Raw genomic sequence first — 26,658 nt, 5'->3', positions numbered from 1 at the left:
CTCGACAGCGGGTCCGCGTCTGACTGACCCGAACACGTCTGAGGACTCTGCTGCCATGCCGTCTGCCCGGAAGCTCTTCCGCCCCCTGCGCACCGCGACCGTCGCTCTGGTGACCACCGCTCTCGCCGCGAGCGCGCTCGTCGTCGTCGGCGCGGCCTCGCCCGCTGCCGCGGCGGACCCGCTCAAGTGCGATCAGAACACCATCTACGCCAACGGCGGCTCGCCCGCCGGTCTCTACGCGATCGACGTCACGTCGGGCGCGGCGACCGCTGTGAACACGATGAGCAACGCAGGGAACGCCCTCGGCATCACCAAGGGCGGCGCTGAGGCATTCGGGTCGTCAGGTTCGGGCAGCATCATCCGCTACACGCGCAGCTCCGACTCGTCGGTGACGATCGCCCGCGCGGCCTCCGATAACTACGGCCCGGCGCGCGGCGCCATCAACCCGGTCAACGGGCTCTACTACTACGCCCAGGGCTCGACGGCCGACGCCAAGATCTCCGCCTACGACCCGAGCAAGACCGGAACCGCCGCGCTCATCGGGCAGGTCGGGACCATGACCGGTCTCGCCGCCGGAAACGGCGACTTCGCGTTCAGCTCGACGGGTGTGCTCTTCATCGCCGACAAGAACTTCGTCCGCCGCATCGACACCGTTCCGACCACGGCGGGAACGGCCTCGATCTCCAGCGCGCTGGTGGCGACGCTGCCGACGACCGTCAACAGCCCCGGCATCGCGTTCTCAGCCGACGGCTACCTGTTCGTGTCGAGCGGCGCGGCCATCTACAAGATCAACCCCTCGACGGGCCAGCAGGTCGGCTCGACGATCACGATGAAGAACGGCACGACCGACTACTCGCCTCTCGACTTCGCCTCGTGCAACTACGCCAACACGACGCAGGCGACCGCCACCATCGGCACTCGCGCCAAGGACGGCGACCAGTTCACGCTGACGCTGACCACCCCCGACGTGTCGAACGCGCCGGTCTCCCAGAGCACCGCGACGTCGCCGGCGAGCCCGACCACCGGCGCGACCTCCGTCACCGCCGGGCCGGCTCTCGCCGTGAAGGACGGGGTCTACACCTCGACCCTCAGCGCCGGCAACGGCACCACGAACCTCAACGACTACAACGTCATCTGGAGCGCCACGAAGGCCGACGGCACCGTCATCTCCTCCGGTTCCGGACCGACCGCGACCTACACCTACCCCGCGGGCGCCGCGAACGGCGACGGCACCGACATGACCGTCAAGTACACGGTCGCGCCGAAGGCCGCCGCGAAGGACGACACCGGCACCACCCCCGCCGAGACGAAGCTCACGGTCGCAGCCGCGGATGGTCTGCTCAAGAACGACGCCCCGGGCGTGCGCGTGACCGAGTACTCGCAGCCGGCCCCGGGCCAGGGCAGCGTGACCGTCGCCTCCGACGGCTCGTACGTCTACACCCCGCCGACCGGCTTCTCGGGCTCGACCTCGTTCACCTACACGGTGAAGGACGCGACGGGCGCCTCCGCCACCGCGACGGTGCGCATCACCGTGACCCCGGTCGCCACCGCTGACAACCTCGTCACCCCGGCGCAGAAGGGGAAGCCCGCGACGGTCAGCCCGCTGACGAACGACAAGGGCGACTTCGGCCCGGATGCGGTCAAGCTCGTCGGCCCGAACGGCACCGAGGTCACCACCCTCACCGTCGCCGGCGGCACGTGGACGGTCGCGGACAACCAGATCACCTTCACCCCGGAGAGCCCCGACTACTCGGGCGACCCGGCGCCGGTGAGCTACACGGTCACCGACAAGAGCGGCCAGAAGTCGTCGCCCGCGACGGTGACGGTCGGCTACGACGTCGCCGCGGCCGATGACACCGTCACCGGCAAGACCCCCGGCCAGGCCGTGAGCGTGGACGTGCTCGCGAACGACTCCACCAACCTCACCGCCGCCAGCGTCAAGCTGGTCGGCGCCGACGCGAACGGCACGATCGTCGTGGCGAACCAGGGCACCTGGTCGGTCTCGGCCGGCAAGGTCGTCTTCACGCCGATCACGGCTGACTACACCGGCAACCCGACGCCCGTGAAGTACACCGCCGCGAACGCGGCTGGCACGACGACCCAGCCCGCCACCGTGACCATCGGCTACACCGCATCCGCCAAGAACGACCTCGTCGACGGCAAGGCGCTCACGACCGCCGTCACGGTGGATGTCGTCGCGAACGACTCGCAGAACGTCGACAAGACGAAGGTCACGATCGACACCGCCCTCGGCGACGGACGCACCCTCGATGTGACCGGCGGCCAGTGGACCGTGAACCCGGACTCGGGTGCGATCACCTTCACCCCGACCGCCGGCTACACCGGTGACCCGGCCCCGATCACCTACTCGGTGCTCGACACGCTCGGCAACAAGGTCAGCGCGACCGTCACGGTGCGCTACGTCGTCGCCGCGAAGGACGACACGAAGACGGGCGTCGCCCAGAACACGAACGCGGTCGTGGATGTGCTCGCGAACGACTCGCAGAACATCGACAAGACCAAGGTCACGATCGTCGATCCGGCGAACCCCGGCACCCCGGTCACCACGCTGACCGTGGCGAACCAGGGCACCTGGACCGTCAGCGCGACGACCGGCGAGATCACCTTCGCGCCGAACAGCGGCTACACCGGCAACCCGAGCCCGATCACCTACGCGGTGACCGACGGCCACGGCGCCACCGCCACCGCGAAGGCCACCGTCACCTACGAGGTGAAGTCGGCCGCCGATGAGAGCCTGAACAACGAGCAGAACAGCACCGTGAAGGTGGATGTGCTCGCGAACGACTCGAAGAACCTCGTGCCGACCAGCGTGACGATCGTCGGGGCCACGGGCGCCGGCAAGTCGCTGAGCGTCGCGGGCGGCGTCTGGACGGTCGACCCGACCACCGGCGAGATCTCGTTCAAGCCGGAGACCGGCTTCACCGGCAACCCCGCCGCGATCAAGTACACGGCGAACGACGGCACCGGTCAGTCCATCCCCGCCACCTCGGTGACGGTCGGCTACGTGCCGAACGCGACGAACGACCTCGTCGAGGGCGCGGAGCCGAAGCAGCCGGTGGATGTCGCGGTGCTGTCGAACGACTCCGCGAACCTGACGCCCGGCTCGGTCAAGATCGTCGACTCGGCGAACTCCGGAGCCCTGGTGACGACGCTGCCCGTCGCGGACGGCGAGTGGAAGGTCGACACCGCGACCGGTCACATCGTCTACAGCCCGAAGCCCGGCAACACGGCGAACCCGGCGACGATCACCTATCAGGCGAACGACGACCACGGGAACACCAAGTCGGCCACCGTCACGGTGCGCTTCTCGGTGACCGCCGCTGACGACAGCAAGCCGGCCCAGGCGCAGAACTCGACCGTCGTGGTCGACGTGGTCGCCAACGACTCGGCGAACGTCGTGCCCTCCTCGGTGAAGATCATCGACCCGGCCGATCCGACCGGCGCCACGACCACGACGAGTCTCGCCGTGACCGGCCAGGGTGTCTGGACGGTCGCATCCGGGACCGGTGCGATCAGCTTCAAGCCCGAGGACGGCTACACCGGCAACCCGACCCCGATCAGCTACGTGGTCGGCGACGGCCACGGCGCGACCGACACCGCGAAGGTCACCGTGACCTACGTGGTCAGCTCGGCCGCTGACGAGAAGCTCGACCAGCCGCGCGGCAGCGACGTTGTCGTCATGGTGCTCGGCAACGACTCGAAGAACCTCAAGCCCGACTCCGTGCGCATCATCGACCCGGCGAACGCGTCGACGCCGACCGAGCGACTCGTGGTCACGGGCCAGGGCGTCTGGCAGGTCGATCCGACCAACGGCGGGATCGTCTTCTTCCCCGAGACCGACTACACCGGCGACCCGACTCCGATCGAGTACACGGCGGACGACGGCACCGGCCAGAGCATCTCGGCGACGAAGGTCACCGTGACCTATCAGCCGGCCGCGCAGAACGACGTCGCCGCCGGCAAGAAGCCCGGCGACGCGGTCACGGTCGACGTGCTCGGCAACGACACGCAGAACCTGCTGCCCGGCTCGGTGCGCATCCTGCCCGACCCGTCGAACACGACGAACGCGGTCGACGCGCTGACCGTCGCGGGCGGCGAGTGGACCGTGAACACCGCGACCGGCGAGATCACCTTCACGCCGGTCGACGGCTTCACCGGCAACCCGGCGTCGATCACCTACCAGGCGAAGACCGCGAGCGGCGAGACCGTGACGGCGACCGTCGCGGTGCGCTACACGGTCGCGGCGAAGGCCGACGACAAGCGCGGCCAGACCGCCGGCGAGACCGTGTCGCTCGACGTGCTCGCCAACGACTCGGCGAACCTGCTGCCGAGCACGGTGAAGATCGACACCGCTCCCGGCGACGGCCGTACCCTCGTGGTCGCCGGCCAGGGCACCTGGACGGTGGCGGAGTCGACCGGCGTCATCTCGTTCAAGCCCGAGGACGGCTTCACCGGCAACCCGGCCGCGATCTCGTACACGGCCGGTGACGGCTTCGGCTCGACCGCCTCGGCGGCCGTGCTGGTGACCTACGAGGTCAAGGCCGTCGCCGACAGCAGCCCCGCCAACGAGCTGCGCAAGCCGGTGACGGTGGATGTGCTCGCCAACGACTCGAAGAACCTGAAGCCGGCGACGGTCAAGATCGTCGACCCCGCCCACCCGGGCAGCCCGGTCACGACCCTCGTGGTCGACGGCCAGGGCACCTGGACGGTCTCCCTGTCCGACGGCAAGATCACCTTCGCTCCGGTCGACGGCTACGTCGGCAACCCGACCCCGATCAGCTACGTCGCCGGCGACGGCACCGGTCAGAGCATCCCGGCGACCACGGTCACGGTGACGTTCCAGGCGCAGGCCGCGAACGACGCGAAGGCCGACCAGGAGATCGGCAAGCCGGTCACGGTCGACGTCGTCGCGAACGACGCGGGCAGCTTCGGCTCGACCCCCGACGTGAAGCTGATCGGCGCCGAGGACGCGCTCGTCACCTCGCTGCAGGTGCCGAACCAGGGCACGTGGACGGTGAACTCGGCCGGCCAGGTCGTCTTCACCCCGGTCGACGGCTTCGAGGGCGACCCGAGCAGCGTGACCTACCGCGTCACCGACACGAGCGGCCTCACCTCCGACGCCACGGTCACCGTCAGCTACAAGCCGGTCGCGGTCGCCGACACGGTCGACGCCCCCGGCCTGGGTCTCAAGACCAAGGTGGATGTGCTCGCCAACGACAAGGGTCAGATCGACCCGGCCTCGGTCGCGATCGTCGGCGCTCCCGGCGACGGCAAGACCCTCGTGGTCGCCGACCAGGGCACCTGGACGGTCGACGCCGATGGCGTGATCACCTTCGAGCCGATCGAGGGCTTCGCCTCCGACCCGACGTCGATCACCTACGAGGCCGTGGGCAACCACAGCACGGTGATCAGCGGATCGGTCAGCGTGAACTACGCCCCGGTCGCGGTCGACGACGTGAAGAACGGCGGCAAGCTCGGTCAGCCCTCCACCGTGGATGTGCTCGCCAACGACAAGGGCGCGTTCGTCGCCGCCTCGGTCGTGCTGGTCGGCGCCCCCGGTGACGGCAAGACCCTCGTGGTCGCCGGCCAGGGCACCTGGACCGTCGACGCCGTCACGGGCGCCGTGACCTTCACCCCGCTCGCCGGCTACACCGGCAACCCGACCGCGGTGAAGTACACGGTCACCGATGTCGACGGCGACACCGCCACGGCATCCGTCTCGGTCACCTACCTGCCGGTCGCCTCGGCCGACGTGTCGAAGAGCAACAAGCCGGGCCAGCCGGTCACTGTCAACGTGCTCGGCAACGACGGCGGCGCCTTCGACCCGACCTCGGTGCGCATCGTCGACCCGAAGACCGGCGAGCTGGTGCGCAGCTACGGCGTGCTCGGCGAGGGCATCTGGTCGGTCGACCCGGTCACCGGTGCGATCACCTTCACGCCCGCCGCCGGCTTCACCGGGACCCCCGCGCCGATCACCTACCAGGTGACCGACCTCGAGGGGAACACGACCCGGGCGACCCTGAGCGTGCAGTACGCCCCGGTGCCCCCGGCGCTCGCCGCGACCGGTGTCGAGGGTGTCGTGGGCGGGCTGCTCGCCCTGCTCCTGCTGCTCAGCGGAGCCTGCGCGATGCTCGTCGCGCGACGCCGGAAGCTCACCGCCTGAGCGACAGGTGACGTCGAGATGACGTGAGGGGGTGCGGCCGGATGACCCGGTCGCACCCCCTCCGTCGTCCTGCCCCGTGAACCCCGGGCGGCCCCACCACTCCGTCATCCGACCGCAACCGCGCGTTCACCCGTCGCCCGCCGCGGCGTCTCGTCGGCTTCCTACCTTGGCCCGAACAGGCCCCGGGGGAGGTGCGCACGATGACGGTCATCGCAGTCATTCCTGCGCGCGGCGGCTCCAAGGGCGTGCCCGGCAAGAACCTGCGCCCGGTCGGCGGCGTGCCGCTCGTGGCGCGCAGCGTGATCGCCGCGCTCGGCGTCGAGGCGATCGACCAGGTCGTCGTCTCCACCGACTCCGCCGAGATCGCCGCCGTCGCCCGCGAGGCGGGTGCGTCGATCGTCGACCGCCCCGCCGAGATCTCCGGCGACACGGCCGGCAGCGAGTCGGCCCTGCTGCACGCGCTCGGCGAGGTCGACCCGCGCGAGCGCGCGCACATCCTCGTCTTCATCCAGGCCACCTCGCCGTTCATCGACACGGTCGCGCTCGCCGAGGCCGTGCGCCGTGTGGCCGACGGCGACGAGGATGCGGTGTTCTCGGCCGTCGAGGACTGGACCTTCCTGTGGCGGGTCGGCGAGTCCGGCGCCGAAGGGCTCGGGCACGACGCCGCCGTGCGTCCCCGCCGCCAGGACCGCGAGGCCGCCTACGCCGAGACCGGCGCCTTCTACGTCATGCGCGCCCCCGGCTTCCGCGCCGCGCGTCATCGCTTCTTCGGCCGGGTCGGGCTCGCACTGGTCGACCCGCGCACCGCGATCGAGATCGACACCGAAGACGAGCTCGAGATGGCCGAAGCCCTCGCCTCGGTGCTCGACGCCGACGCGCCCGGTGAGGCCGGAGCCGCACTGCGGTCGGCAGCGCTGCGCGGTCGCGGCGCCGCGGGCGACGGCGACAGCGACGGCGTTGACTCCGGCGCTCCGTCCACCTCCGCGCTCGCCGCCGCCCCGACCACGCGCGCCGCCGATGTCGCGGCGCCCGCGCGATCCGCCAGCCGCTTCGCCCCGCCGGTCACGCCCATCCCCGTCGACGCCGTCGTCGCCGACTTCGGCGAGGTCGCCGTCGACGCGCGCGTCGTGCTCTGCGACGACCTCGACGACTACGTGCCCGCCGACCGCGCCGACGGCCGCGGCGTGCAGCAGCTGCGCGACGCCGGTGTTCCGATGCTGCTGCTCTCCGAGCAGGTGCGCCGGGTCACCGAGGCGCGCGCCGAGCGCACGCACGTCGACCTCATCCACGGCAGCGACGACCCCGCCGCGGCCCTGCTCTGGTGGGCCGAGCAGAACCGGGTCGAGCTCGACCGGGTCGCCTACCTCGGCACGTCGCTCGCCGACCTCGAGTGCCTGCGCCTCGTCGGCTGGCCCGTCGCGACCTCCGACGCGGAGCCCGAGGTGCTCGCCGTCGCGCGCGTCGTGCTCGACGCGCCGCAGGGCCAGGGCGCCGTGCGCGAACTCGCCGACCGCGTGCTCGAGGCGCGGCGCACATCCACCCCTTCACGAGGCGACGCAGGGCGGGACCCGCGTCACCTCGACACGCATGAGTCCCGCAACCCCCCTGAGAGGCAGGAATCGCATGACCGTCGAAATCGGATCGCAGCCCATCGGTGACGGAGCGCCCGTCTACGTCATCGCCGAGATCGGACTGAACCACAACGGCTCGGTCGAGAACGCCAAGAAGCTCATCGACGTCGCCGCCCACGCCGGCGCGCAGGCCGTGAAGTTCCAGAAGCGCACGCCCGAGATCAGCACCCCCGAGCACATGAAGTCGACCCCGCGCGAGACGCCGTGGGGCACCATGACCTACCTCGAGTACCGCTACAAGGTCGAGTTCGACCGCGAGCAGTACATCGAGATCGGCGACTACGCCACGATGCGCGGACTCGACTGGTTCGCGTCGCCGTGGGACGAGCCCTCGGTCGACTTCCTCGAGGACATCAACGTCGTCGCCCACAAGGTCGCCTCGGCGTCGGTCACCGACCTGGGCATGCTGCAGCGCCTGCGCGAGACCGGCAAGCCGATCATCCTCTCGACCGGCATGTCGACGCTCGAGCAGATCGACCGCGCGGTCGCGACCCTCGGCATCGACAACCTGGTCATCCTGCACGCGACCTCGACCTACCCGCTGCCGGCGGAGGAGGCGAACCTGCGCATGATCACCACGCTCAAGCACCGCTACCCCGGAGTGCCGATCGGCTACTCGGGTCACGAGACCGGCCTGCAGATCTCGCTCGCCGCGGTCGCCATGGGCGCCGTCATGGTCGAGCGCCACATCACGCTCGACCGCGCCATGTGGGGCAGCGATCACGCCGCCTCGCTCGAGCCGCAGGGCCTCGAGCGTCTCGTGCGCGACATCCGCGTGATCGAGGAGGCGCTGGGCGACGGCGTCAAGCGCGTCATGCCCGGCGAGTTCGCGCCGCAGGCGAAGCTGCGTCGCGTCGGCGCGTGAGCGACGCTGTCGGCGTCGCCGGCGCATCCACCCCCACCGGGAAGGTTGCGCCGGCGCGCCGCCGCCTGCTCGCGATCGCCGACTCCGACTCCTACGTGAAGTGGGGTGCGTCGCTCGTCGACCGCCTGTCGGATGAGACCTGGGACATCGACTTCCTCGTGCTGCGCTCGCCGCTGCAGCCGAGCGCGACCCAGCTCGTCGCGGCGGTCGCCGACACCCGCTGGGCGGCGACCCCGCCCGAGGTCATCGACTTCGCCGACTTCGCGCAGCGCGTCGCCGACCTCGACCCGGATGCGGTGCTGCTCGCGACGCGCGGCCCCGTCGTCAAGGTCATGCTGCGCGCGGCCCTCGCGGTCGCCCGCCGTCGCCCGATCTTCGTCACCGGGCTGCCCGGCATCTCGATCCCCGCGACCCGCAAGGCCATCGCCTACCGCTCGCAGAGCGACCTGATGGTGCTGCACAGCGAGCGCGAGATCCGCGACTTCGGCAAGCTCGCCGACAAGATGACGGTGCCGCAGCGCTTCGGCCTCGCGAGCCTGCCGTTCTTTCCGCCGGCCGACGACATCGCCGAGGCGGGCGTGCCCGGCGGCCCGATCGTCTTCGCCTCGCAGGCCAAGGTGCCCGCCGACCGCGAAGACCGGGTGCAGCTGCTCGGATGGCTCGCCGAGACCGCGCGCCGCAACCCCGGCCAGAAGGTCGTCATCAAGGTGCGCGCCGCCGCCGGCGAGGCGCAGACCCACGCCGAGCAGTGGGACTACAGCGACCTGATGCGCGAGCTGCCCGGCGGGGCGCCGTCGAACCTGGTCGTCGAGGGCGGCGCCATGTCGAAGCACCTCGCCACCGCATCCGGTCTCGTCACCGTCAGCTCGACGGCCGCGATCGAGGCCATCGGACTCGGCGTGCCGGTGCTGCTGCTCGACGACTTCGGCGTCAGCAAGAAGCTGATCAACAAGGTGTTCGTCGGCTCGGGCGTGCTCGCGCCGGCCAGCGAGATGATCGCGGGGCGCTTCCGTCGTCCGCACCCGGAATGGCTCGACGACAACTACTTCCACCCGGCGTCGAGCGACGACTGGGAGAAGCGGCTGCTCAAGCTGATCCGCAAGCGCGACAACGAGAAGCTCAAGGTGCACACGCAGCACGCCGGCACCACCGGAGGAACGCTTCGCGAGGCCTGGGACCGCAAGCGCGCCCTCGGCAGCTACGACCGCACCCTCTCGGGCTACGTCGCGCTGCTCGTCGGCTCGCCCTTCGCGTTCGCACTGCGTTGCCTCGGCTGGGGCAAGCGCCGGGCGAAGCGGGTGCTGAAGAAGGTGCGGCGGATGCTGCGCCCGAACGGCGTCGGCGCCGCGGTTCCGGTGGATGCGACCGTGCTGCCCGGCGGTGCTGGTGCGGCGGCTTCGGCGTCGGGAGCGCCGGGAGCGCCGGCGCAGCCGCTGCTCGTCGCGGTCGACCTGCCGCCGTCGCGGGAGCCGCGCATCGCCCTCACCTCGGCGCCCGTCGCCGACGTGGCTCCGATCGCGGCCGCGCATCCCGCCGACGACGCGGAGCGCCGCACGGCCTGAGCGCGCTCCGCTCCTCGCGCACGTCATCGAGTTCCCCACTCCTACCGGGTTCGCGGGCCCTATCCCGGCGGAAGTGGGCAACTCGGCGTAGGCCGACATCTCGTGGCACCCGAGTTGCCCGCTTCCGCGGCTTGTCGCCTCACGGATGCGGCGGAAGCGGGCAAGTCGGTGTCGCCGCGCGAGTTCCCTGCGGGCTGGGGATCGCGAGTTGCCCGTTTCTGCCGGGTTCGGGGCCCGCAACCCAGCCGAACTGGGCAACTCGCGCTAGACGGGGAGCGCGTCGAGCCAGCGTGCGAAGGCGCGGCGGGCGGCCTCGGCCAGCGCCGGGCCGTGCTCGCGCGCCTGCGCGCGCAGCTCGTGCGGGTCGATGCCGTGGGCTGCGAGCTCACCGCTGTGTCCGATGAGCCACTGCTCGAGGCGGGCGGGATCGGTCTCGAGGTGGAACTGCAGCCCGAGCACGGTCGCTCCGAGCGCGAAGGCCTGGTTGGGGAAGCCCGGGGTCGCGGCGAGATGGTCGGCGCCGGCCGGGATCGCGAAGGCGTCGCCGTGCCAGTGCAGCACGGGCGCGTCGGCGACCTCACCGAGCGGTCCGGCCGCGCCCTCGGTCGTCAGCGTCAGTGGGCCGTAGCCGATCTCGACGCGCCCGGTCGGACGCACCTCGGCATCCAGCGCGGCCGCCATCAGCTGCGCGCCGAGGCAGATGCCGAGCGTCGGGCGCGGGGTGGCGGAGGCGGATGCGGCGAGCGGGTCGGCATCGCCCATGCTCAGCCGGGCGCGCAGCAACGCGATCTCCTCGCCGAGCACCGGGTAGGTCGCGACGTCGCCGACCCCGACGGGGCCGCCGAGCACGATCAGCAGATCCACGTCGGCGGCGGCCGCCAGGTCGTCGACGCCGGCATCGAGCACGGTCAGGTCGTAGCCGCGGTCGACGAGCAGCGGCTCGAGTAGTCCGAGGTCTTCGAAGGCGACGTGACGCAGCGCGACGGCGGTGCGTCGGGCGGGCGGTCGGATGCTCGGCGAGATTGGCATAGGCCAATGTTACGATGCCGGAGTCCGCGCCGCGCGGGCCGGTCGCGAGGCGCTGGACTGCGAGCCTGTGGACCGCGAATCGGCGGGGCATGAGGCGACGAGAGGAGGCGCGGTGATGGCGAGATCCGGCATCCCGGATGCGGCCCCCTCGAGCGCCGCGATCCGCGGCACGACCGCCGAGGAGATCTCCGACAGCATCCGCGACCTCGTCGACGCGGGCGATCTGCTTCCCGGGGCGGCGCTCCCGCCGGTCCGGGCCCTGGCCGAGACGCTCGGCGTGAACCGCAACACCGTCGTCGCCGCCTACCGGCGACTCGCGCTCGCCGGCGTCGTCGTCACCGCCGGGCGCGGCGGCACTTCGGTCGCGCATCCGATCGCGCTGCCCGAGGAGGGCGCGCAGCGAGGTCCCGCCGCCTCGGCCGAGGTGCCTCACCCGCGCGGCTCGCGCGACGTGTGCGACATCGGGCACGGCAACCCCGACCCCCGTCTGCTGCCCGACCTGCTGGCCGCCGCGGCGCGTCTCGCCGCCGGGCCGACCGCCGCATCCGCTCCCGTCGTCTACGGCGCCCCGGCCCTCGATCCCGCGCTCGAGTCCTGGGCCCGCCCCGGCCTCGCCGACGACCGTCCCGAGCATCCCGACTTCTGCCTGACCGTCGCGAGCGGCGCCGTGGATGCGGTCGAGCGGCTGCTCGCCCAGCACCTCACGCAGGGCGACGCGGTCGCCCTTGAAGACCCGTGCTTCCTGGCGAGCATCGCCACCTCGCGGCAGCTCGGCCACCGGATCGTGCCGGTGCCGGTCGACGCCGAGGGGATGACGCCCGACGGTCTCGAGCGCGCGCTCGCCGAGGGGGTGCGGGCGGTCGTGCTCACGCCGCGGGCGCACAACCCGACCGGCGCGAGCCTCAGCGCGGCTCGCGCTGACGCGCTGCGCTCGATCCTCACCGGGTATCCGCGCGTGCTCGTGATCGAAGACGACCACTTCTCCGAGCTCGCGACGACGCCGTACCGCACGGTCGTGCCTCGTGGGCACCCCCGGTGGGCGCTCGTGCGCTCGGTGTCGAAGTTCCTCGGGCCCGACCTGCGCCTCGCGGTCGTCGCCGCCGACCCCGCCACGGGCGAGCGCCTCGGCGCCCGGCTCAGCGGCGGCACCACCTGGGTGAGCCACCTGCTGCAGCGGCTCGCGGCATCCCTCGCGACGGATGCCGGGGTGCGCTGGCAGGTCTCGACGGCCCGCGACCACTACCGCGCCCGCAACCTGCGGGCAGCCGAGGTGCTGATGGACGCACTCGCGGCGGCGCCCCTGCGCGCCATCGTGCCGGATGCCCGCGTGCGCGCCGGCGACGGCCTCAACGTGTGGGTCGATCTGGCCCTGGCCCCGGGCGAGAAACCATCTCAAGGAGTTGCTGTAACGGATGAGGCGGATGAGGCTCGTCCGTCCCACGAGTCACAGCAACTCCGTGAGATCGTCACGGGAACTGGTGGCGCGCGCACCCCGCCGACCGGCGCCGCCGTCACCGCGGCCCTGCGCGAGCGCGGGTGGCGCGCCCGCCTCGGCGCCGATTTCGCCCTGGATGCGACCACCGGCATCCACGCGATCCGCCTCACCGCCCACGAGCTCGACGACGCGCAGCTGGCGGCGCTCGCCGCCGACCTGGCGGACGCCGTGCGCTCCGCGAGCGGCGCGACCCCGCCATCCGCGATCACCGCACCCAGCACTCCCACGACCACCGCACCCCGCGGCTCGACCACCCCTTCGAGAGGAGACGTCGCATGACGATCACCGACCCCGCCAGCTCCACCATGAGCACCGCCGGCAGCACCGCACCCGGCAGCATCCCCGCCGTCGACCGCCCCATCCTGCGCACCGAGATCCCCGGCCCGCGCAGCCGCGCGCTGCACGAGCGCCGCCTGGCCGTCGTGCCGCGTGGCGCCGCGTGGACCCTGCCCGTCTACATCGACCACGCCGACGGCGCCTGGATCGTGGATGTCGACGGCAACCGCCTGCTCGACCTCGGCGCCGGCATCGGCGTCACCACGATCGGCCACGCGAACGCCGGGGTCGCGGATGCGGCGAGCGAGCAGCTGCGCAAGGTCACCCACACGCTCTTCACGATCACGCCCTACGAGGGCTACGTGCGCCTGGCCGAGCTGCTCGCCGAGCGCACCCCCGGCGATTTCGCGAAGAAGACCCTGCTGGTGAACTCGGGCGCCGAGGCGGTCGAGAACGCGGTGAAGATCGCCCGTCGCTACACCGGGCGCCGCGCCGTCGCCGCGCTCGACCACGCCTTCCACGGGCGCACGAATCTGACGAGCGCCATGAACCACAAGGCCGCGCCCTACGCGAGCGGGTTCGGGCCGCTCGCGCCCGACATCCACCGGGTTCCGAACAGCTACCCCTTCCGCGACGGGCTCACCGGCGCCGAGGCGGCCGCCCGCACGATCGCCTACCTCGAGCAGCGCATCGGCGTGCGCGACCTCGCCGCGCTCGTGGCCGAGCCGATCCAGGGCGAGGGCGGCTTCATCGTGCCGGCCGAGGGCTACCTCACCGCGCTGCAGCGCTGGGCGACCGAGAACGGCGTCGTCTTCGTCGCCGACGAGGTGCAGTCGGGCATGGGCCGCACCGGAACCTGGTTCGCGAGCGAGCTGTTCGGCCTCGAGCCCGACCTCGTCACGACCGCGAAGGGCATCGCCGGCGGGCTGCCGCTGGCCGGCGTCACCGGACGCGCCGAGATCATGGATGCCGCCGACCCGGGCGGACTCGGCGGCACCTTCGGCGGCAACCCGGTCTCGATCGCGGCCGCGCTGTCGGTGTTCGAGCAGCTCGCGACCGGCGAGCCGCTCGCGGCCGCGAACCGCATCGGCGAGGTGCTGACGAACGGGCTTCGGGCGCTGGCCGCGAAGCACGACGTCATCGGCGATGTGCGCGGGCACGGCGCGATGATCGCCTTCGAGCTGACGTCGCCCGGAACCACCGCGCCCGTCACCGGACTCGCCGCCGCGATCTCCGAGTTCGCCGGGCAGCGCGGCGTGCTGCTGCTGACCGCCGGCAGCGACGGCAACGTCATCCGCTTCCTGCCCCCGCTCGCCGTCACCGACGGCCAGCTCGCCTACGCCCTCGAGGTCATCGACGAGGCGCTCGCCGCACTGAGCTGACCCGCCGGGATGTGCGGGCTCGGGCGAGGTCGTGAGTTGCCCGCTTCGGTCGGGTTCGGGCTCCGTATCCCGGCCGAACCGGGCAACTCAGCGCCTGTCGGGATCCGCCCGAGGAGCAGACTGGGACGGATGCTCCAGCTCACCCTGCCCATGACCCTGTCCGCCCGCGACACCGAGGTGGAGGTGCGCCGCGCGACATCCGCCGACGCGCCCGCGATCATCGCGCTGCTCGCCGACGACGCGATCAGCGCCTCGCGTGGTGACATCGCCGCCGATGAGGATGCGCCCGCCTACCTCGCCGCGCTCGAGCAGATTCTCGCCGACCCGGCCAACGACCTGGTCGTGACGATCGACCACGGCGCCCGCGGCCACTCGAGCGACACTGCCGACGAACCGCAGCACACCGTTGTCGGCACGCTGCAGCTCACCCGCATCCCGGGAATGGCCCGCCGCGGCGCGACCCGCCTGACGGTCGAGGCGGTGCGGGTGCGCGGCGATCGCCGCTCGTCTGGCATCGGCGGAGCGCTGATGCGCTGGGTCGTCGAGCAGGCGGCACCCGACCTCGGCGTCGTGCTCGTGCAGCTCACCTCGCACGTCGACCGCGTGGATGCGCACCGCTTCTACGAGCGCCTCGGCTTCGAGCGCTCGCACGCCGGTTTCACGATCTCGATCCCCGCACGCTGAGAGCCCCCGGCTGGTTTGTCCGGGAGCCGGCCGATCGGTCAGCCCCGCCCCGCCCCAACTTCGATCGGTCGCAAATCGTCGCCTGGAGTGGACCTCAGACGACAGTTTGCGACCGATCGATCGCTGTGAGTCGGGAGAAAGAGGGGAGCAGTCGGCGAAGCTCGGGAGCCGGCCGAGCCGGCAGCCCGGCCCCGCTCAGCTCGGCCCAGCTCAGAACAGCGGGTGACCCTCGCCGACCTGGATGGTGGGGCCGAGTGCCGCGGCGGCGCGCAGCAGCGACTTCGGCCGGTAGCGGCGGGCGGTGACGGTGGAGGCGCAGGCGCCGGCTTCCGAGTACTCGGCGACCACCGCATCCACCCGCTTGCCGAGGATGCTGACGTAGCCGTCCCAGACGAGCACCGCGCGGTCGAAGCCGCCGGCCGTGGCGCGCAGGAAGTAGCGGGCGGCCGAGGCGCTCTGGCCGACGGTGGGGCTGTCGAAGCGGTGCACGGTGCGTTCGCCGGCGCGCTCGGTGATGACGAACGGCGCGATGCCGGCCTTCGCGGCGACCGCAGAGCCGGAGGCGGCCAGCGCCTCGCCGAGCCCCTGCTCGAGTGCGAACTCGGAGAGCTCGAGCACGGAGACGGGGGCGGTCATGGTCACGCTCACAAGCTACGGAGGGCAGACCGCCGCGCCCAGTCCCCAGCTCGGGGTTCACCCTGACGCGGGTGGTCGTGGGGGTCTAGACAGGCCGGGTGTCCGCGAGGGTCTCTCGACTGTGATTCCGGGGTGCGGCGCCGACGGTCGTCGCTACCCTGGCCGCATGGCGCAGGTCGTGATCTCCGGTCATCGTGAGCAGCTCGCCACCCGTCGAGCGGCGCTCTCCGATGCGATCCACGGCGCCGTCATGGCGGCCCTCGACTACCCGGCCGAGAAGCGGTTCCACCGCTTCGTCGGGCTCGAGCCCGACGACTTCATCCACCCGCACGATCGCGGTCTCGACTACACGATCATCGAGATCTCGCTGTTCGAGGGGCGGTCGGATGCGGCGAAGCGCCAGCTGATCCGCGAGCTGTTCGCGCGCATCCACGCCGAGGTCGGCATCGACCCGCACAGCGTCGAGATCACGCTGACCGAGACGCCCAAGGCGAACTGGGGGATCCGCGGGCAGGTCGCCAGCGATCTCGAGCTCGGCTACCGCGTCGACGTCTGACCGGGCGCGGCCGACAGCGCCGGGCGCACGAAGAACCCGCCCCGACCCCGATCCGAAACACCCTCGCAATACGCCCCTGCGTAGTGTCGGGTCATGGGAGACCTGTTCGACGGCTACGCAGCCAGCACGGCCGGCGCCCCCGGCACGCGACGCCGCGGCAGCGGCGGCAGCGGCAGCGGCGGCAGCGGCGGGGCCGTCGCCTTCGACGAGATGTTCGCGCCGGAGGGCGGTGCGCGCGAGGCCTACCGCGACATCCACGACGCGCTCGCGCGCATGACGCAGGAGGAGCTGCGCGGACGCACGAGCGCCCTCGCCTCCTCCTACCTCGCGCAGGGCGTGACCTTCGACTTCGCCGGCGAGGAGCGGCCGTTCCCGCTCGACGCGGTGCCGCGGGTGATCGACCAGTCCGAGTGGGCGGGCGTCGAGGCCGGCGTGAAGCAGCGGGTGCGGGCGCTCGAGGCCTTCCTCGCCGACGTCTACGGGGCGCAGGATGCGGTGCGCGACGGCGTCATCCCGGCGCGGCTGATCAGCTCGTCGAGTCACTTCCATCGCGAGGCGGCGGGCGTGGTGGCGGCGAACGGCGTGCGCATCCAGGTCTCGGGCGTCGACCTCATCCGCGACGAGCAGGGCAACTGGCGGGTGCTCGAGGACAACGTGCGGGTGCCGTCGGGGGTCAGCTACGTGATCTCGAACCGCCGGGTGATGGCGCAGACCCTGCCCGAGCTGTTCGTGTCGATGCGGGTGCGGCCGGTCGGCGGCTACCCGCAGAAGCTGCTGCACGCGCTGCGCGCGGCGGCGCCGGAGGGCGTTGACGATCCCACGATCGTGGTGCTGACCCCGGGGGTGTTCAACTCGGCGTACTTCGAGCACACTCTGCTCGCCCGCCTGATGGGCGTCGAGCTGGTCGAGGGGCGCGACCTGTTCTGCTCGGGCGGGCGGGTGTTCATGCGCACGACGGCCGGGCCGACCCGCGTCGACGTGATCTACCGGCGGGTGGATGACGAGTTCCTCGACCCGCTGCAGTTCCGCGCCGACTCGATGCTCGGCTCACCCGGGCTCATGCTCGCGGCGCGCCTCGGCAACGTGACGATCGCGAACGCGGTCGGCAACGGCGTCGCCGATGACAAGCTCGTCTACACCTACATGCCCGACCTCATCCGCTACTACCTGGGCGAGGATCCGAAGCTCGAGAACGTGCGCACCTGGCGGCTGGAGGCGCCGGGCGCGCTCGAGGAGGTGCTCGACCGCCTCGACGAGCTGGTCGTGAAGCCGGTCGACGGCTCGGGCGGCAAGGGCCTCGTCGTGGGGCCCGACGCGAGTCGCGCCGAGCTCGACGACCTCGCGACCCGCCTGCGCGCCGATCCGCGCGGCTGGATCGCGCAGCCGGTCGTGCAGCTCTCGACCATCCCGACCCTCGTCGACGACGGGATGCGCCCCCGTCACGCCGACCTGCGGCCCTTCGCGGTCAACGACGGCTCGGATGTCTGGGTGCTGCCGGGCGGCCTCACCCGTGTCGCTCTGCCGGAGGGGCAGCTGGTGGTCAACAGCTCGCAGGGCGGCGGCTCGAAGGACACCTGGGTGGTCGGTCCCGACACGGCGTGGCAGAGCTCGGCGACGCCGCGGGAGCGCGACGTGCAGACGCTCGTGGCCGAGCAGGCGTCGATCACGCAGGCGATCCCGGTGATCACCGCGGAGCTGGCCGCGTCGCATGGCGCGCAGGCCCTGCCCGATCACGTGGCCGAGCATCCGCACGATCAGAACCCCGACGACGCGCCCCGCCACGACCAGCAGCAGCAACAGCAGCAGGCGCGGCACCAGCAGCAGGCGTGGTCGAGCGCCGGGGAGGTGAGTGCGCCATGATGCTCTCCCGCATCGCCGAGAGCCTGTTCTGGATCGGCCGCTACATCGAGCGCGCCGACGGCACCGCGCGCATCCTCGACGTGCACCTGCAGCTGCTGCTCGAGGACCCGTGGATCGAAGAGGACACCGCCTGCCGGTCGCTGCTCAGCGTCATGGGCGTCGCCGTCGACCCGGCCGTGCCGGTCACCCGCGGCGACGTGCTCTCGATCCTGGCCGTCGACCGCACCCAGCCGGCCGCGATCGCCTACTCGCTGCAGGCCGCGCGCGAGAACGCCCGGCGTGCCCGCGAGGTCGTCTCGACCGAGCTGTGGGAGGTGCTGAACACGACCCGGGCGCGGATGCCGCGGCGCATCCCCGGCGACAAGGTGCACGAGTTCTTCGCCTGGGTGCGCGAGCGCAGCGCCCTCGCGGTCGGCATCGTCGAGACCGGCACGAGCCGCGACGAGGCGTGGAGCGTGTTCACGCTGGGCCGGTCGATCGAGCGCGCCGACATGACCGCGCGGCTGCTGGCGACCCGCAGCCTGACCGAGGCGTCGGGGCCGTCGTGGACGACCATCCTGCGTTCCGTCGGCGCCTACGAGGCCTACCTGCGCACCTACCGCGGGGTGCCGAGCGCGCGCAATGCGGCCGAGTTCCTGCTGCTCGACCGGCTGTTCCCGCGCAGCATCCTGTTCTCGGTCAGCCGTGCCGAGCAGTGCCTGCGCGAGCTCGAGCCCGAGGTACGCCGCGTCGGCGTGCCCGATTCGGCGCAGCGGCTGCTGGGGCAGATCCGCAGCGAACTCGAGTTCCGGCCGATCAGCGACATCATCGCCGACCTGCCGCGGCACATGGATGACGTGCAGTCGGCGACGAGCGCGGCGAGCGAGGCGGTGCGGCAGCGCTACTTCCCGACGAACGCGGCGCCGGTGTGGGTGGGAGACAACACGTGAAGCGACACCGCATCCGTCACCAGACCGGCTTCCGCTACGCGGGCGAGGCGTCGGCGTCGTACAACGAGGCGCGCATGCTGCCCGCCGCGGGCGGCGACCAGCTCGTGCTCTCCTCGCACCTCGAGATCACGCCGCTCTCATCGTCGAGCACCTACACCGACTACTGGGGTTCGCGGGTGACCTCGTTCGAGGTGCTCGCGGCGCATCGCGAGCTGACCCTGACGGCGACGAGCCTGGTCGAGGTGCGGCCGCGCGAGCATCCGCACCGCGACCTCGACTGGCCTGCGCTGGCCGCCGCGGTCGAGACGCGCACCGAGTACGTCGATCAGCTGGGCCAGACCGACCGCACGCGTCCGCCGGCGGAGGTCGTCGACCTGGCGCGGGGTCTGGCGGATGCCGCGTCGGCGCCCGGCGAGGCCGCGCTGGCGATCGGCCGCGCGATCGGCGAGCGCATCGAGTACATGCCCGGAGTGACGGCCGTGACGACCACGGCCGAGGAGGCCTGGAGCGAGCAGAAGGGCGTCTGCCAGGACATCGCGCAGCTCGCGATCGGCGCCCTGCGCGCGGTCGGCATCCCGGCCCGCTACGTCAGCGGCTACCTGCATCCTGTGTCGGATGCGCAGATCGGCGAGACCGTCACGGGCGAGTCGCACGCCTGGGTCGAATGGTGGTGCGGCGGATGGCGCGGCTTCGACCCGACGAACCTCATCGACATCGGCGACCGGCACGTCACGGTCGCTCGCGGGCGCGATTACGGGGATGTGCCGCCGCTGCGCGGCGTCTTCGCCGGCCCCTCGTCGAGCGCGATGTTCGTCACGGTCGAGATCACCCGGGAGGCGTGATGCTGCTCTCGTGGCGCGCGCCGGTGGACGATGCGGAGCTGTCGCGGCTGCACGCGGAGGCGTTCGCGCACGCCGCGTCGGTGGAACCGTGGGCGCAGCGCCTCGAGCGGCACTCGATCGGCTGGGCCACGGCGCGGCAGAACGGGGCGCTCGTCGGCTTCGTGAACGTCGTCGGCGATGGCGGAGCCCACGCCTTCCTCATCGACACGGTCGTCGCGCCGGCCTTGCAGGGCGGCGGCATCGGCCGGCAGCTCGTCGCACTCGCCGTCGCCGAGACCCGCGCGACCGGTGCCGCCTGGCTGCACGTCGACTTCGAGTCGCGCCTCGAGGGCTTCTACCGCCAGGCCGGATTCGGCCCGACGCACGCCGGCCTCATCGCTCTCGCCTGACCCGGTCGTGACGGATCGTGCGGCGCACCGCGGCCGCCGATCGGGGGCCGCCACGACCGCGAGCGGCTCAGCGCCCGTCGACCTCGACCGTTCCGAGAACCTCGGGCACGATCGCGCCGGCGGTCTGCGCAGCGAGCCACGCGGTGAACGCCGCGGTGTCGCCGACCCGCACGGTGATCGCGGCGAGCCGCCCGTAGTCGACCCCGAGCACGGTGACGCCGGCGCCCGTCCCGCCGCCCGCGCCGCCGGCTCCGCTCGCCGCGCCCGACCGCAGCGCGTGCTCCAGCCGCCCTGCGTCCGCATGCGGCACCGCGAATCGCAGCTCGGTCTGGCGGATGCGCGCGAGCACGCCCACGGCATCCACCGCCTCCGACACGGCCTGCGAGTAGGCGCGCACGAGCCCGCCCGCGCCGAGCTTCACGCCCCCGAACCAGCGCGTCACGACCGCGGCCACCTCGGTCAGCTCGCGCCGCAGCAGCACCTCGAGCATCGGGACGCCGGCCGTGCCGCCGGGCTCGCCGTCATCCGAGGAGCGCTGCACGTCGCCGATGCGGAACGCCGTGCAGTGGTGGTTCGCCTCGGGGGATGCGCGCCGCACCTCGGCGATCACGGCGGCGGCCGCGTCGGCATCCGACACCCGCACGAGCGTGGTTCGGAACCGCGAGCGCTGGATCTCGATCTCGTGCTCGCCGTCGCGCGCGATGACGCTGAGCGGGGCGGCCGAGGTCACCCGGCCAGCCTAGGAGCGCCGTCGCGCGTCGGGACTCAGGGCCTCTCGACGACGAGGTACCTGCCCACGCGATGCTGCCCGGCGGTGAGAGGCGCGTGGTCGGCGTCGCGGTAGAGCGTCGCGATCGTGCCATCGGCGATGGTGACCGTCACGGTGTCGTTGCCGGCGCATCCGACGATCACGTCGGCAGCGTCGTCGTCGCCGGATGCGTCATCGTCACCGGCCGCCGCACCGGCCCCGGTGATCGCCAGGCAGAACCCGGGCGGCTCATCCGCTGCCCCCGCGACGACGAAGAAGCGGTGGCCGTCGCGGCTGCCGAGCAGCCGGCTCGAGTCGGGTTCGTAGGAGAGCTCGGCATCGGGGTCCGCATCGGCCGAGACCGGCAGCGAGTCGGCGGCGGTGCGCTTCGCGCCGAGAGCGGGATGCGCGTCGGCGGCGGTCGCGCATCCGCTGAGCGCCAGCGTCACGCCGGCCGCGCAGGCGAGGGCGGCGACGGCGACAAACCGGGGAGTCCTCATGTCCGGGACGGTACTCCTCGGCGGGCACGAAGTCACCCGCCTGCCGACTGTTCACGCCGTCGGGGCTGACAGCCGCGCATCCGCCCGCCAGGATGAGCGCATGAGCCGCAGCATCTTCGTCAACCTGCCCGTGCGCGACCTGCCCGCCTCGACGGCGTTCTTCGAGAAGCTCGGCTTCGAGAAGAACCCGCAGTTCAGCGACGAGAACGCGAGCAGCATCGTGTTCGGCGAGAACGTCTTCGCGATGCTGCTGACGCACGACTACTTCGCGACCTTCTCGGCCAAGCCGATCGCCGATGCCCGCGCCGAGACCGCCGCGACCCTCGCCCTGTCGGCCGACAGCCGCGAGGAGGTCGACCGCATCGCCGACGCCGCGCTCGCGCAGGGCGTCGCCGAGCCGAAGGAGGCCCAGGACCACGGCTTCATGTACGGCCGCAGCTTCAACGACCTCGACGGCCACCACTGGGAGGTCGTCTGGATGGACCCGGCCGCCCTCGCCCAGTCCTGACGCTCAGGCCGCCGCAGGCGCCCTCGCTTCGCCGCAGGGTCGCATCCACGACGTGATCGGTCGCCAACTGTCGCCCAACCTCGCGGTTGGCGACAGTTCGCGACCGATCGACGGCTCTCGGATGGACGAGAGGCGCGGGGCGGGAGGCGCGCTCAGGCCGCGGCGGGCACCTTCGCCGAGACGGCGTCGAGACGAGCGACCTCGTCGGCGCTGAGGTCGAGGGATGCCGAGGCGAGGAGCGCCGGCAGCTGCTCGACCGAGCGGGCCGAGGCGATCGGCGCCACGACCTCGGGCTTGGCGCGCAGCCAGGCGAGCGCGACGCTAGCGAGCTCGGCGCCGTGGTCGCCCGCGATCGCGGCGACCTCGTCGACGACGGCGAGGCCGGCATCCGAGAAGTAGCCCGAGACCTGGCCTTCGCGCTGAGCTCCGGCGAAGTCCTCCTTCGTGCGGTACTTGCCGGTGAGGAACCCGGCGGCGAGGGCGAAGTAGGGCACCACGCCGAGCCCGGCCTCGCGGGCGACCGGCGCGAGCGTCGACTCGTAGGGCTCGCGCGCGACGAGGTTGTAGTGCGGCTGCAGCGCGACAGGCGCCGCGAATCCGTTCTCCGCGGCGATGCGGACCCACTCGCGGATGCGCTCGGGGCTGTAGTTCGACACGGCCGTGTAGCGCACGAGGCCGTCCTTCACGAGCTGGTCGAAGGCGGCGACGGTCTCCTCGAGCGGCACCGAGGCGTCGTCGAAGTGGGCCCAGTAGAGGTCGATGCGGTCGGTGCCGAGGCGCTCGAGCGAGGCGCGGGCGGCCGCGGCGACGTTCGCGCCGGCGAGTCCCTTGAACTCGGGATGCTGCGACACCTTGGTCGCGATCACGACATCGTCACGACGACCCGACTTCGCGAGCCACGAGCCGATCACCCGCTCGGAGTCGCCGCCCGTGTTGCCGGGCACCCAGGCCGAGTAGCCGTCGGCCGTGTCGATGAAGTTCCCTCCCCCGGCCACGTAGGCGTCGAGCACGTCGTGCGAGGTGCTCTCGTCGGCCGTCCAGCCGAACACGTTGCCGCCGAGGGCGAGGGGGAAGACGTCGAGGTCGCTGCTGCCGAGACGGGGCATGGATGAGGTCCTTTCGAGGGCTGCGGTCAGGCGGATGCGCCGAAGTCGAGTCGGCCGCATCCCGTCACCTCGAGCTTGCTCGCGTCGTCCGGGCTCGCGCTGGCCGGAGCCGGCGGATTGCGTCAGATGACAGGGAGCGCTCAGGCGACGCTGCCGGATCAGGTGACGCGGAATGATCAGCGCCGCTTGCTTGTTAGCATGTCCGAACAAAGTTGGAAAGGACTCCCGCCATGCCTCTCGTGCGCATCGACGTCAACGCCATCCGCCCGGCCGCCGAGGTCCGCGCAATCTCCGACGCCATCCACACCGCGATCGTCGAGGTCTACGGCATCCCCGAGCGCGACCGCTTCCATGTGATCAGCGAGCACAGCGCGGGGCAGATCATCGCCGAGGATGCGGGGCTCGGCTTCGAGCGCACCTCCGGCGTCGTGATCATCCAGATCTTCACCCAGCGCGGCCGCAGCGATGAGACGAAGCAGCGCCTCTACGCGACGATCAACGACCGGCTCGCGGCCGTCGGCGTCGTCGGCGAGGACGTCTTCATCGGCTACGTCGAGAACGGCCCGCAGGACTGGTCGTTCGGCTTCGGCCGCGCGCAGTACGTCACCGGCGAGCTCGGCGTCCCCGCGCTCTGAAGCCGCACCCGGCGGGCCCCGCTAGCTCGACCGCTGCGACTCCGCCTCGACGACCGCGATCTCCGTCGTCGCCGTCTCGACGTCGCGCCCGTCGCCGCGCCAGCGCACGGCGATGTTGAAGCGGGAGGCGCGATCCCAGTTCACCCGCAGATCCTTGGCCCGGCGCATCCACCACAGCGCGACGATCACGGCGGCGAACCCGGATGCGGCGGCCACGCCGAGCGCCCAGCGCGGCCCGAAGGCGTTCGCGACCCAGCCGACGAGCGGCGCGCCGATCGGGGTGCCGCCGGCGAAGATCGCCATGTAGAGCGCCATGACGCGGCCGCGCATGATCGGCGAGGTGGTCGTCTGCACGTAGGCGTTCGCGCTCGTCATGAGCGTGATCGAGCTGAGTCCGACCGTGATGAGCACCGCGGCGAAGGCCCAGTAGTTGGGCATGAGCGCGGCGACCGTGCAGGTCACGCCGAAGCCGAGCGAGGCGATCACGGCGTAGCGCAGCCGCGGTCGGTCGCGGCGGGCCGAGAGCAGGGCGCCGGTCACCGAGCCGATCGCGAGGATCGACGAGAGCAGGCCGAAGGCATCAGCTCCCGCCCCGAACTCGACGCTCGCCATGGTCGAGGTGAAGATCGGGAAGTTCAGGCCGAAGGTGCCGACGAGGAAGATCATGGCGAACACCACGAGGATGTCAGGGCGCCCTCGCACGTAGCGGAAGCCGTCGCGGATCTGCCCGCGTCGGGCGGCGGCGCGCTTGGCCGGCCGCAGCTGGTCGGTGCGCAGCAGGGCGATCGCCAGCAGGGTCGCGGCGAAGGTGCCGGCATTGAGCAGGAACACCCAGCCCGAGCCGATGAGGGCGATGAGCACGCCCGCGACGGCCGGGCCGATCATCCGCGCGCCGTTGAACGACGCCGAGTTGAGGGCCACCGCGTTCGGCAGCTGGTCGTCGCCGACGAGCTCGCTCACGAAGGTCTGGCGGGCGGGCGCGTCGATCGCGGCGACCACGCCGAGGCCGAAGGCGAAGGAGTAGACCATCCAGAGCTGCGCGACGCCGAAGACGGTGATGAGGCCGAGGCCCAGCGCGAGCAGACCCATGAGCGCCTGCGTCACGAACAGCAGTCGGCGCCGGTCGAAGCGGTCGGCGATGAGTCCCGACACCGGCACGAGCAGCAGCTGCGGGCCGAACTGCAGCGCCATCGTCACGCCGACGGCGGCCGCGTCATGGTCGGTGAGCTTGGTGAGCACGATCCAGTCCTGGGCCGTGCGCTGCATCCACGTTCCGACGTTCGACACCATCGCGCCGCCGAACCACAGGCGGTAGTTCGCGACGCCGAGCGACCGGAACATCGAGCTCATGAGTCGCTGAGGCGGCGCAGGAGGGGGGTCACCTCCTGCAGGAGCCGTCGTTCCTGAGGGTCGAGCAGGGCCAGTCGCTGCGTGAACCAGGCGGCTCGCAGGCGGCGGGTCTCGGTGATGATGGCGACGCCGGCGTCGGTGAGGCGGATGCGCACCCGGCGCGCGTCGTCGGGGTCGGGATTGCGGGTGATCCACCCGGCTTCCTCGAGTCCGTTGATCGTGCGGTTGATCGACGGGGGGGTGACGCCCTCGTGCTCGGCGAGCTGACCGGGGGTGCGGTCGCCGTGCTTCTCGAGCTGGAACAGCACGCCCAGCTGCGCATCGCTGATTCCGTCGGCGGCGCGGTGAACGCGGATGCGGCGGGAGAGCCGCTGGATGATCATCCGCAGCTCGTCGGGGTCGGTCTCGGCGCCCGGATCAGTGAGTTCTACCATCGATCGTTAGCCTAGCTCATTAGCTTTGCTAAATATCGGGCGCGCCCGCCATTCCTCCTTCTCCGTCCCGCGGCCCGCTCCTAGGATGAGCGAGACGGGGAGGCCTCATGCCGCGATTCACGGTCGACCGGATCGACGACAGCTACGTCGACGAGCGCGGCGTCACCATCCACTTCTCCGTCTGGAAGGCGATCTCGCCCACCGCGATCGTGCAGCTCGCCCACGGCGTCGGCGAGCACGGACTGCGCTACGAGCAGACCGCGCAAGACCTGGTGAACGCCGGCTTCACCGTCTACGCCGACGACCATCGCGGCCACGGCCGCACCGGACTCGGCCAGCACGCCGGCGATCACGGCCGACTCGGGCGTCTCGGCGTCGGCGGACTGAGGGCGACGGTGGATGCGCTGCGCCAGTTCACCGGCATCATCCGCGAGCAGAACCCCGGCATCCCGCTCGTGCTGCTCGGCCACAGCTGGGGCTCTCTGATGGCGCAGATGATCATCGCCGACACGGCCGGCGACTACGACGCGGTCATCCTCAGCGGCACCGCGTTCCGCACCTTGCGCGACATGAACGGCGGCGACCTGGCGAAGCGCTTCGCGAGCGAGGGCCCGAACGGCTGGCTCAGCCGCGACCCCGCGATCCAGCAGGCCTTCGCCGACGACCCGCTCACCACGAACGCCAGTGTGCTGAAGCTCTTCGGCTTCCGCGACGCGATGCGCCTGCTCGGCACCCCGAAGGCGAAGCTGCCGAAGGATGTGCCGCTGCTCATCGTGATCGGATCCGACGACACCCTCGGCGGCCCGGCGAGCGTCGAGAAGCTCGCGACCGCGTACCGCGAGCGCGGCGGGCTGACGGATGTCACCGTCACGATCTGGGACGGCGCGCGCCACGAGGTGCTCAACGAGACCAACCGACTCGAGGTCATCGCGGGCATGGCCGCGTGGATGAACGCCCGCCTGCGCTACCAGCCGCCCGCGCGCCGCCGCCGCTGACCGATCGCCCAGACCGGCGCATCCGCGCACCCGGACCGGCGCATGCACCCGCCCGCGAAATA

At 71.9% G+C, this 26,658-nt stretch carries 22 protein-coding genes; 15 read left to right on the top strand and 7 right to left on the bottom strand.

Annotated features, from left to right (window positions below; translation table 11 throughout):
- The first annotated feature begins 55 nt into the window (after positions 1–55).
- The 4 genes from BJ979_RS02255 (at position 56) to BJ979_RS02240 (ending at position 10,242) form a co-directional block, all read left to right on the top strand.
- Positions 56–6,184: a beta strand repeat-containing protein gene (locus BJ979_RS02255; protein ID WP_179564778.1), complete on the top strand. Its 6,129-nt coding sequence runs from the start codon at positions 56–58 to the stop codon at positions 6,182–6,184.
- A 200-nt stretch (positions 6,185–6,384) separates the two neighbouring features.
- Entirely contained in the window at positions 6,385–7,842 is a 1,458-nt protein-coding gene (locus BJ979_RS02250) for an acylneuraminate cytidylyltransferase (protein WP_179564776.1), read from the top strand.
- Positions 7,808–8,680: an N-acetylneuraminate synthase family protein gene (locus BJ979_RS02245; protein ID WP_179564774.1), complete on the top strand. Its 873-nt coding sequence runs from the start codon at positions 7,808–7,810 to the stop codon at positions 8,678–8,680. Before BJ979_RS02250 ends, BJ979_RS02245 begins: the two co-directional genes overlap by 35 nt.
- Positions 8,677–10,242, top strand: a complete 1,566-nt coding sequence (locus BJ979_RS02240; protein ID WP_179564772.1) for a DUF6716 putative glycosyltransferase — start codon at positions 8,677–8,679, stop codon at positions 10,240–10,242. The genes BJ979_RS02245 and BJ979_RS02240 overlap by 4 nt, the downstream gene beginning before the upstream one ends.
- Positions 10,243–10,506: 264 nt before the next feature.
- Here the strand turns inward: BJ979_RS02240 and BJ979_RS02235 are convergent, their stop codons facing one another.
- Positions 10,507–11,271 carry a glutamine amidotransferase gene (locus tag BJ979_RS02235; RefSeq protein ID WP_179564770.1) on the bottom strand — a complete coding sequence of 255 codons (765 nt, stop codon included), beginning with the start codon at positions 11,269–11,271 and terminating at the stop codon, positions 10,507–10,509.
- Between the two features lie 115 nt (positions 11,272–11,386).
- Between BJ979_RS02235 and BJ979_RS02230 the strand changes: the two genes are divergently transcribed.
- From BJ979_RS02230 to BJ979_RS02220, 3 genes are all read left to right on the top strand, one after another.
- On the top strand, positions 11,387–13,045 hold the full coding sequence (locus BJ979_RS02230; protein ID WP_179564768.1) for an aminotransferase class I/II-fold pyridoxal phosphate-dependent enzyme: 1,659 nt from the start codon (positions 11,387–11,389) through the stop codon (positions 13,043–13,045).
- On the top strand, positions 13,042–14,424 hold the full coding sequence (locus tag BJ979_RS02225; RefSeq protein ID WP_246286663.1) for an aminotransferase class III-fold pyridoxal phosphate-dependent enzyme: 1,383 nt from the start codon (positions 13,042–13,044) through the stop codon (positions 14,422–14,424). The genes BJ979_RS02230 and BJ979_RS02225 overlap by 4 nt, the downstream gene beginning before the upstream one ends.
- Positions 14,425–14,553: 129 nt before the next feature.
- Entirely contained in the window at positions 14,554–15,108 is a 555-nt protein-coding gene (locus BJ979_RS02220) for a GNAT family N-acetyltransferase (protein WP_179564766.1), read from the top strand.
- Positions 15,109–15,318: 210 nt separating this feature from the next.
- Here BJ979_RS02220 and BJ979_RS02215 read toward each other — a convergent pair whose 3' ends face one another.
- Entirely contained in the window at positions 15,319–15,750 is a 432-nt protein-coding gene (locus BJ979_RS02215) for a hypothetical protein (RefSeq protein ID WP_179564764.1), read from the bottom strand.
- A 160-nt stretch (positions 15,751–15,910) separates the two neighbouring features.
- On the opposite strand from BJ979_RS02215, the gene BJ979_RS02210 reads away from it, so the two are divergent.
- The 5 genes from BJ979_RS02210 to BJ979_RS02190 all read left to right on the top strand — a co-directional run bounded on the left by BJ979_RS02210 (position 15,911) and on the right by BJ979_RS02190 (position 20,320).
- On the top strand, positions 15,911–16,300 hold the full coding sequence (locus BJ979_RS02210) for a tautomerase family protein (protein ID WP_179564762.1): 390 nt from the start codon (positions 15,911–15,913) through the stop codon (positions 16,298–16,300).
- A gap of 93 nt (positions 16,301–16,393) precedes the next feature.
- Positions 16,394–18,160, top strand: a complete 1,767-nt coding sequence (locus tag BJ979_RS02205) for a circularly permuted type 2 ATP-grasp protein (RefSeq protein ID WP_179564760.1) — start codon at positions 16,394–16,396, stop codon at positions 18,158–18,160.
- Complete coding sequence (locus BJ979_RS02200; RefSeq protein ID WP_179569928.1) at positions 18,160–19,089, top strand: alpha-E domain-containing protein; 930 nt, start codon at positions 18,160–18,162, stop codon at positions 19,087–19,089. The genes BJ979_RS02205 and BJ979_RS02200 overlap by 1 nt, the downstream gene beginning before the upstream one ends.
- Positions 19,086–19,931, top strand: coding sequence for a transglutaminase family protein (locus tag BJ979_RS02195; protein ID WP_179564758.1), 846 nt, complete (start codon positions 19,086–19,088; stop codon positions 19,929–19,931). The genes BJ979_RS02200 and BJ979_RS02195 overlap by 4 nt, the downstream gene beginning before the upstream one ends.
- Entirely contained in the window at positions 19,931–20,320 is a 390-nt protein-coding gene (locus tag BJ979_RS02190; protein ID WP_179564756.1) for a GNAT family N-acetyltransferase, read from the top strand. Before BJ979_RS02195 ends, BJ979_RS02190 begins: the two co-directional genes overlap by 1 nt.
- 67 nt (positions 20,321–20,387) lie before the next feature.
- On the opposite strand, the gene BJ979_RS02185 is transcribed toward BJ979_RS02190, so the two are convergent.
- Positions 20,388–21,050, bottom strand: coding sequence for an IMPACT family protein (locus tag BJ979_RS02185; RefSeq protein WP_179564754.1), 663 nt, complete (start codon positions 21,048–21,050; stop codon positions 20,388–20,390).
- A gap of 35 nt (positions 21,051–21,085) precedes the next feature.
- Entirely contained in the window at positions 21,086–21,568 is a 483-nt protein-coding gene (locus BJ979_RS02180) for a hypothetical protein (RefSeq protein ID WP_179564752.1), read from the bottom strand.
- Between the two features lie 100 nt (positions 21,569–21,668).
- Between BJ979_RS02180 and BJ979_RS02175 the strand changes: the two genes are divergently transcribed.
- On the top strand, positions 21,669–22,076 hold the full coding sequence (locus BJ979_RS02175; protein WP_179564750.1) for a VOC family protein: 408 nt from the start codon (positions 21,669–21,671) through the stop codon (positions 22,074–22,076).
- Between the two features lie 152 nt (positions 22,077–22,228).
- Here BJ979_RS02175 and BJ979_RS02170 read toward each other — a convergent pair whose 3' ends face one another.
- Entirely contained in the window at positions 22,229–23,182 is a 954-nt protein-coding gene (locus BJ979_RS02170) for an aldo/keto reductase (protein ID WP_179564748.1), read from the bottom strand.
- 230 nt (positions 23,183–23,412) lie between these two features.
- On the opposite strand from BJ979_RS02170, the gene BJ979_RS02165 reads away from it, so the two are divergent.
- Positions 23,413–23,817, top strand: a complete 405-nt coding sequence (locus BJ979_RS02165) for a tautomerase family protein (protein ID WP_179564746.1) — start codon at positions 23,413–23,415, stop codon at positions 23,815–23,817.
- A gap of 21 nt (positions 23,818–23,838) precedes the next feature.
- Here the strand turns inward: BJ979_RS02165 and BJ979_RS02160 are convergent, their stop codons facing one another.
- Both BJ979_RS02160 and BJ979_RS02155 read right to left on the bottom strand, forming a co-directional pair.
- On the bottom strand, positions 23,839–25,167 hold the full coding sequence (locus BJ979_RS02160) for an MFS transporter (protein ID WP_179564744.1): 1,329 nt from the start codon (positions 25,165–25,167) through the stop codon (positions 23,839–23,841).
- Complete coding sequence (locus BJ979_RS02155; RefSeq protein ID WP_179564741.1) at positions 25,164–25,601, bottom strand: MarR family winged helix-turn-helix transcriptional regulator; 438 nt, start codon at positions 25,599–25,601, stop codon at positions 25,164–25,166. Before BJ979_RS02155 ends, BJ979_RS02160 begins: the two co-directional genes overlap by 4 nt.
- Before the next feature lie 107 nt (positions 25,602–25,708).
- Here BJ979_RS02155 and BJ979_RS02150 point away from each other — a divergent pair, with 107 nt between their 5' ends.
- Positions 25,709–26,596, top strand: coding sequence for an alpha/beta fold hydrolase (locus BJ979_RS02150; RefSeq protein ID WP_179564739.1), 888 nt, complete (start codon positions 25,709–25,711; stop codon positions 26,594–26,596).
- Positions 26,597–26,658: the final 62 nt, after the last annotated feature.

Source organism: Schumannella luteola (assembly GCF_013408685.1).
GTDB lineage: Bacteria > Actinomycetota > Actinomycetes > Actinomycetales > Microbacteriaceae > Schumannella > Schumannella luteola.
This window is presented reverse-complemented; position numbering and strand designations above follow the sequence as displayed.

Bases quoted from the DNA above. Each gene is read 5' to 3' on its own strand.
- BJ979_RS02255 (WP_179564778.1), top strand. From the start codon at position 56: ATGCCGTCTGCCCGGAAGCTCTTCCGCCCCCTGCGCACCGCGACCGTC.
- BJ979_RS02250 (WP_179564776.1), top strand. From the start codon at position 6,385: ATGACGGTCATCGCAGTCATTCCTGCGCGCGGCGGCTCCAAGGGCGTG.
- BJ979_RS02245 (WP_179564774.1), top strand. From the start codon at position 7,808: ATGACCGTCGAAATCGGATCGCAGCCCATCGGTGACGGAGCGCCCGTC.
- BJ979_RS02235 (WP_179564770.1), bottom strand. From the start codon at position 11,271: ATGCCAATCTCGCCGAGCATCCGACCGCCCGCCCGACGCACCGCCGTC.
- BJ979_RS02230 (WP_179564768.1), top strand. From the start codon at position 11,387: ATGGCGAGATCCGGCATCCCGGATGCGGCCCCCTCGAGCGCCGCGATC.
- BJ979_RS02225 (WP_246286663.1), top strand. From the start codon at position 13,042: ATGACGATCACCGACCCCGCCAGCTCCACCATGAGCACCGCCGGCAGC.
- BJ979_RS02220 (WP_179564766.1), top strand. From the start codon at position 14,554: ATGCTCCAGCTCACCCTGCCCATGACCCTGTCCGCCCGCGACACCGAG.
- BJ979_RS02210 (WP_179564762.1), top strand. From the start codon at position 15,911: ATGGCGCAGGTCGTGATCTCCGGTCATCGTGAGCAGCTCGCCACCCGT.
- BJ979_RS02205 (WP_179564760.1), top strand. From the start codon at position 16,394: ATGGGAGACCTGTTCGACGGCTACGCAGCCAGCACGGCCGGCGCCCCC.
- BJ979_RS02200 (WP_179569928.1), top strand. From the start codon at position 18,160: ATGCTCTCCCGCATCGCCGAGAGCCTGTTCTGGATCGGCCGCTACATC.
- BJ979_RS02190 (WP_179564756.1), top strand. From the start codon at position 19,931: ATGCTGCTCTCGTGGCGCGCGCCGGTGGACGATGCGGAGCTGTCGCGG.
- BJ979_RS02180 (WP_179564752.1), bottom strand. From the start codon at position 21,568: ATGAGGACTCCCCGGTTTGTCGCCGTCGCCGCCCTCGCCTGCGCGGCC.
- BJ979_RS02175 (WP_179564750.1), top strand. From the start codon at position 21,669: ATGAGCCGCAGCATCTTCGTCAACCTGCCCGTGCGCGACCTGCCCGCC.
- BJ979_RS02170 (WP_179564748.1), bottom strand. From the start codon at position 23,182: ATGCCCCGTCTCGGCAGCAGCGACCTCGACGTCTTCCCCCTCGCCCTC.
- BJ979_RS02165 (WP_179564746.1), top strand. From the start codon at position 23,413: ATGCCTCTCGTGCGCATCGACGTCAACGCCATCCGCCCGGCCGCCGAG.
- BJ979_RS02160 (WP_179564744.1), bottom strand. From the start codon at position 25,167: ATGAGCTCGATGTTCCGGTCGCTCGGCGTCGCGAACTACCGCCTGTGG.
- BJ979_RS02155 (WP_179564741.1), bottom strand. From the start codon at position 25,601: ATGGTAGAACTCACTGATCCGGGCGCCGAGACCGACCCCGACGAGCTG.
- BJ979_RS02150 (WP_179564739.1), top strand. From the start codon at position 25,709: ATGCCGCGATTCACGGTCGACCGGATCGACGACAGCTACGTCGACGAG.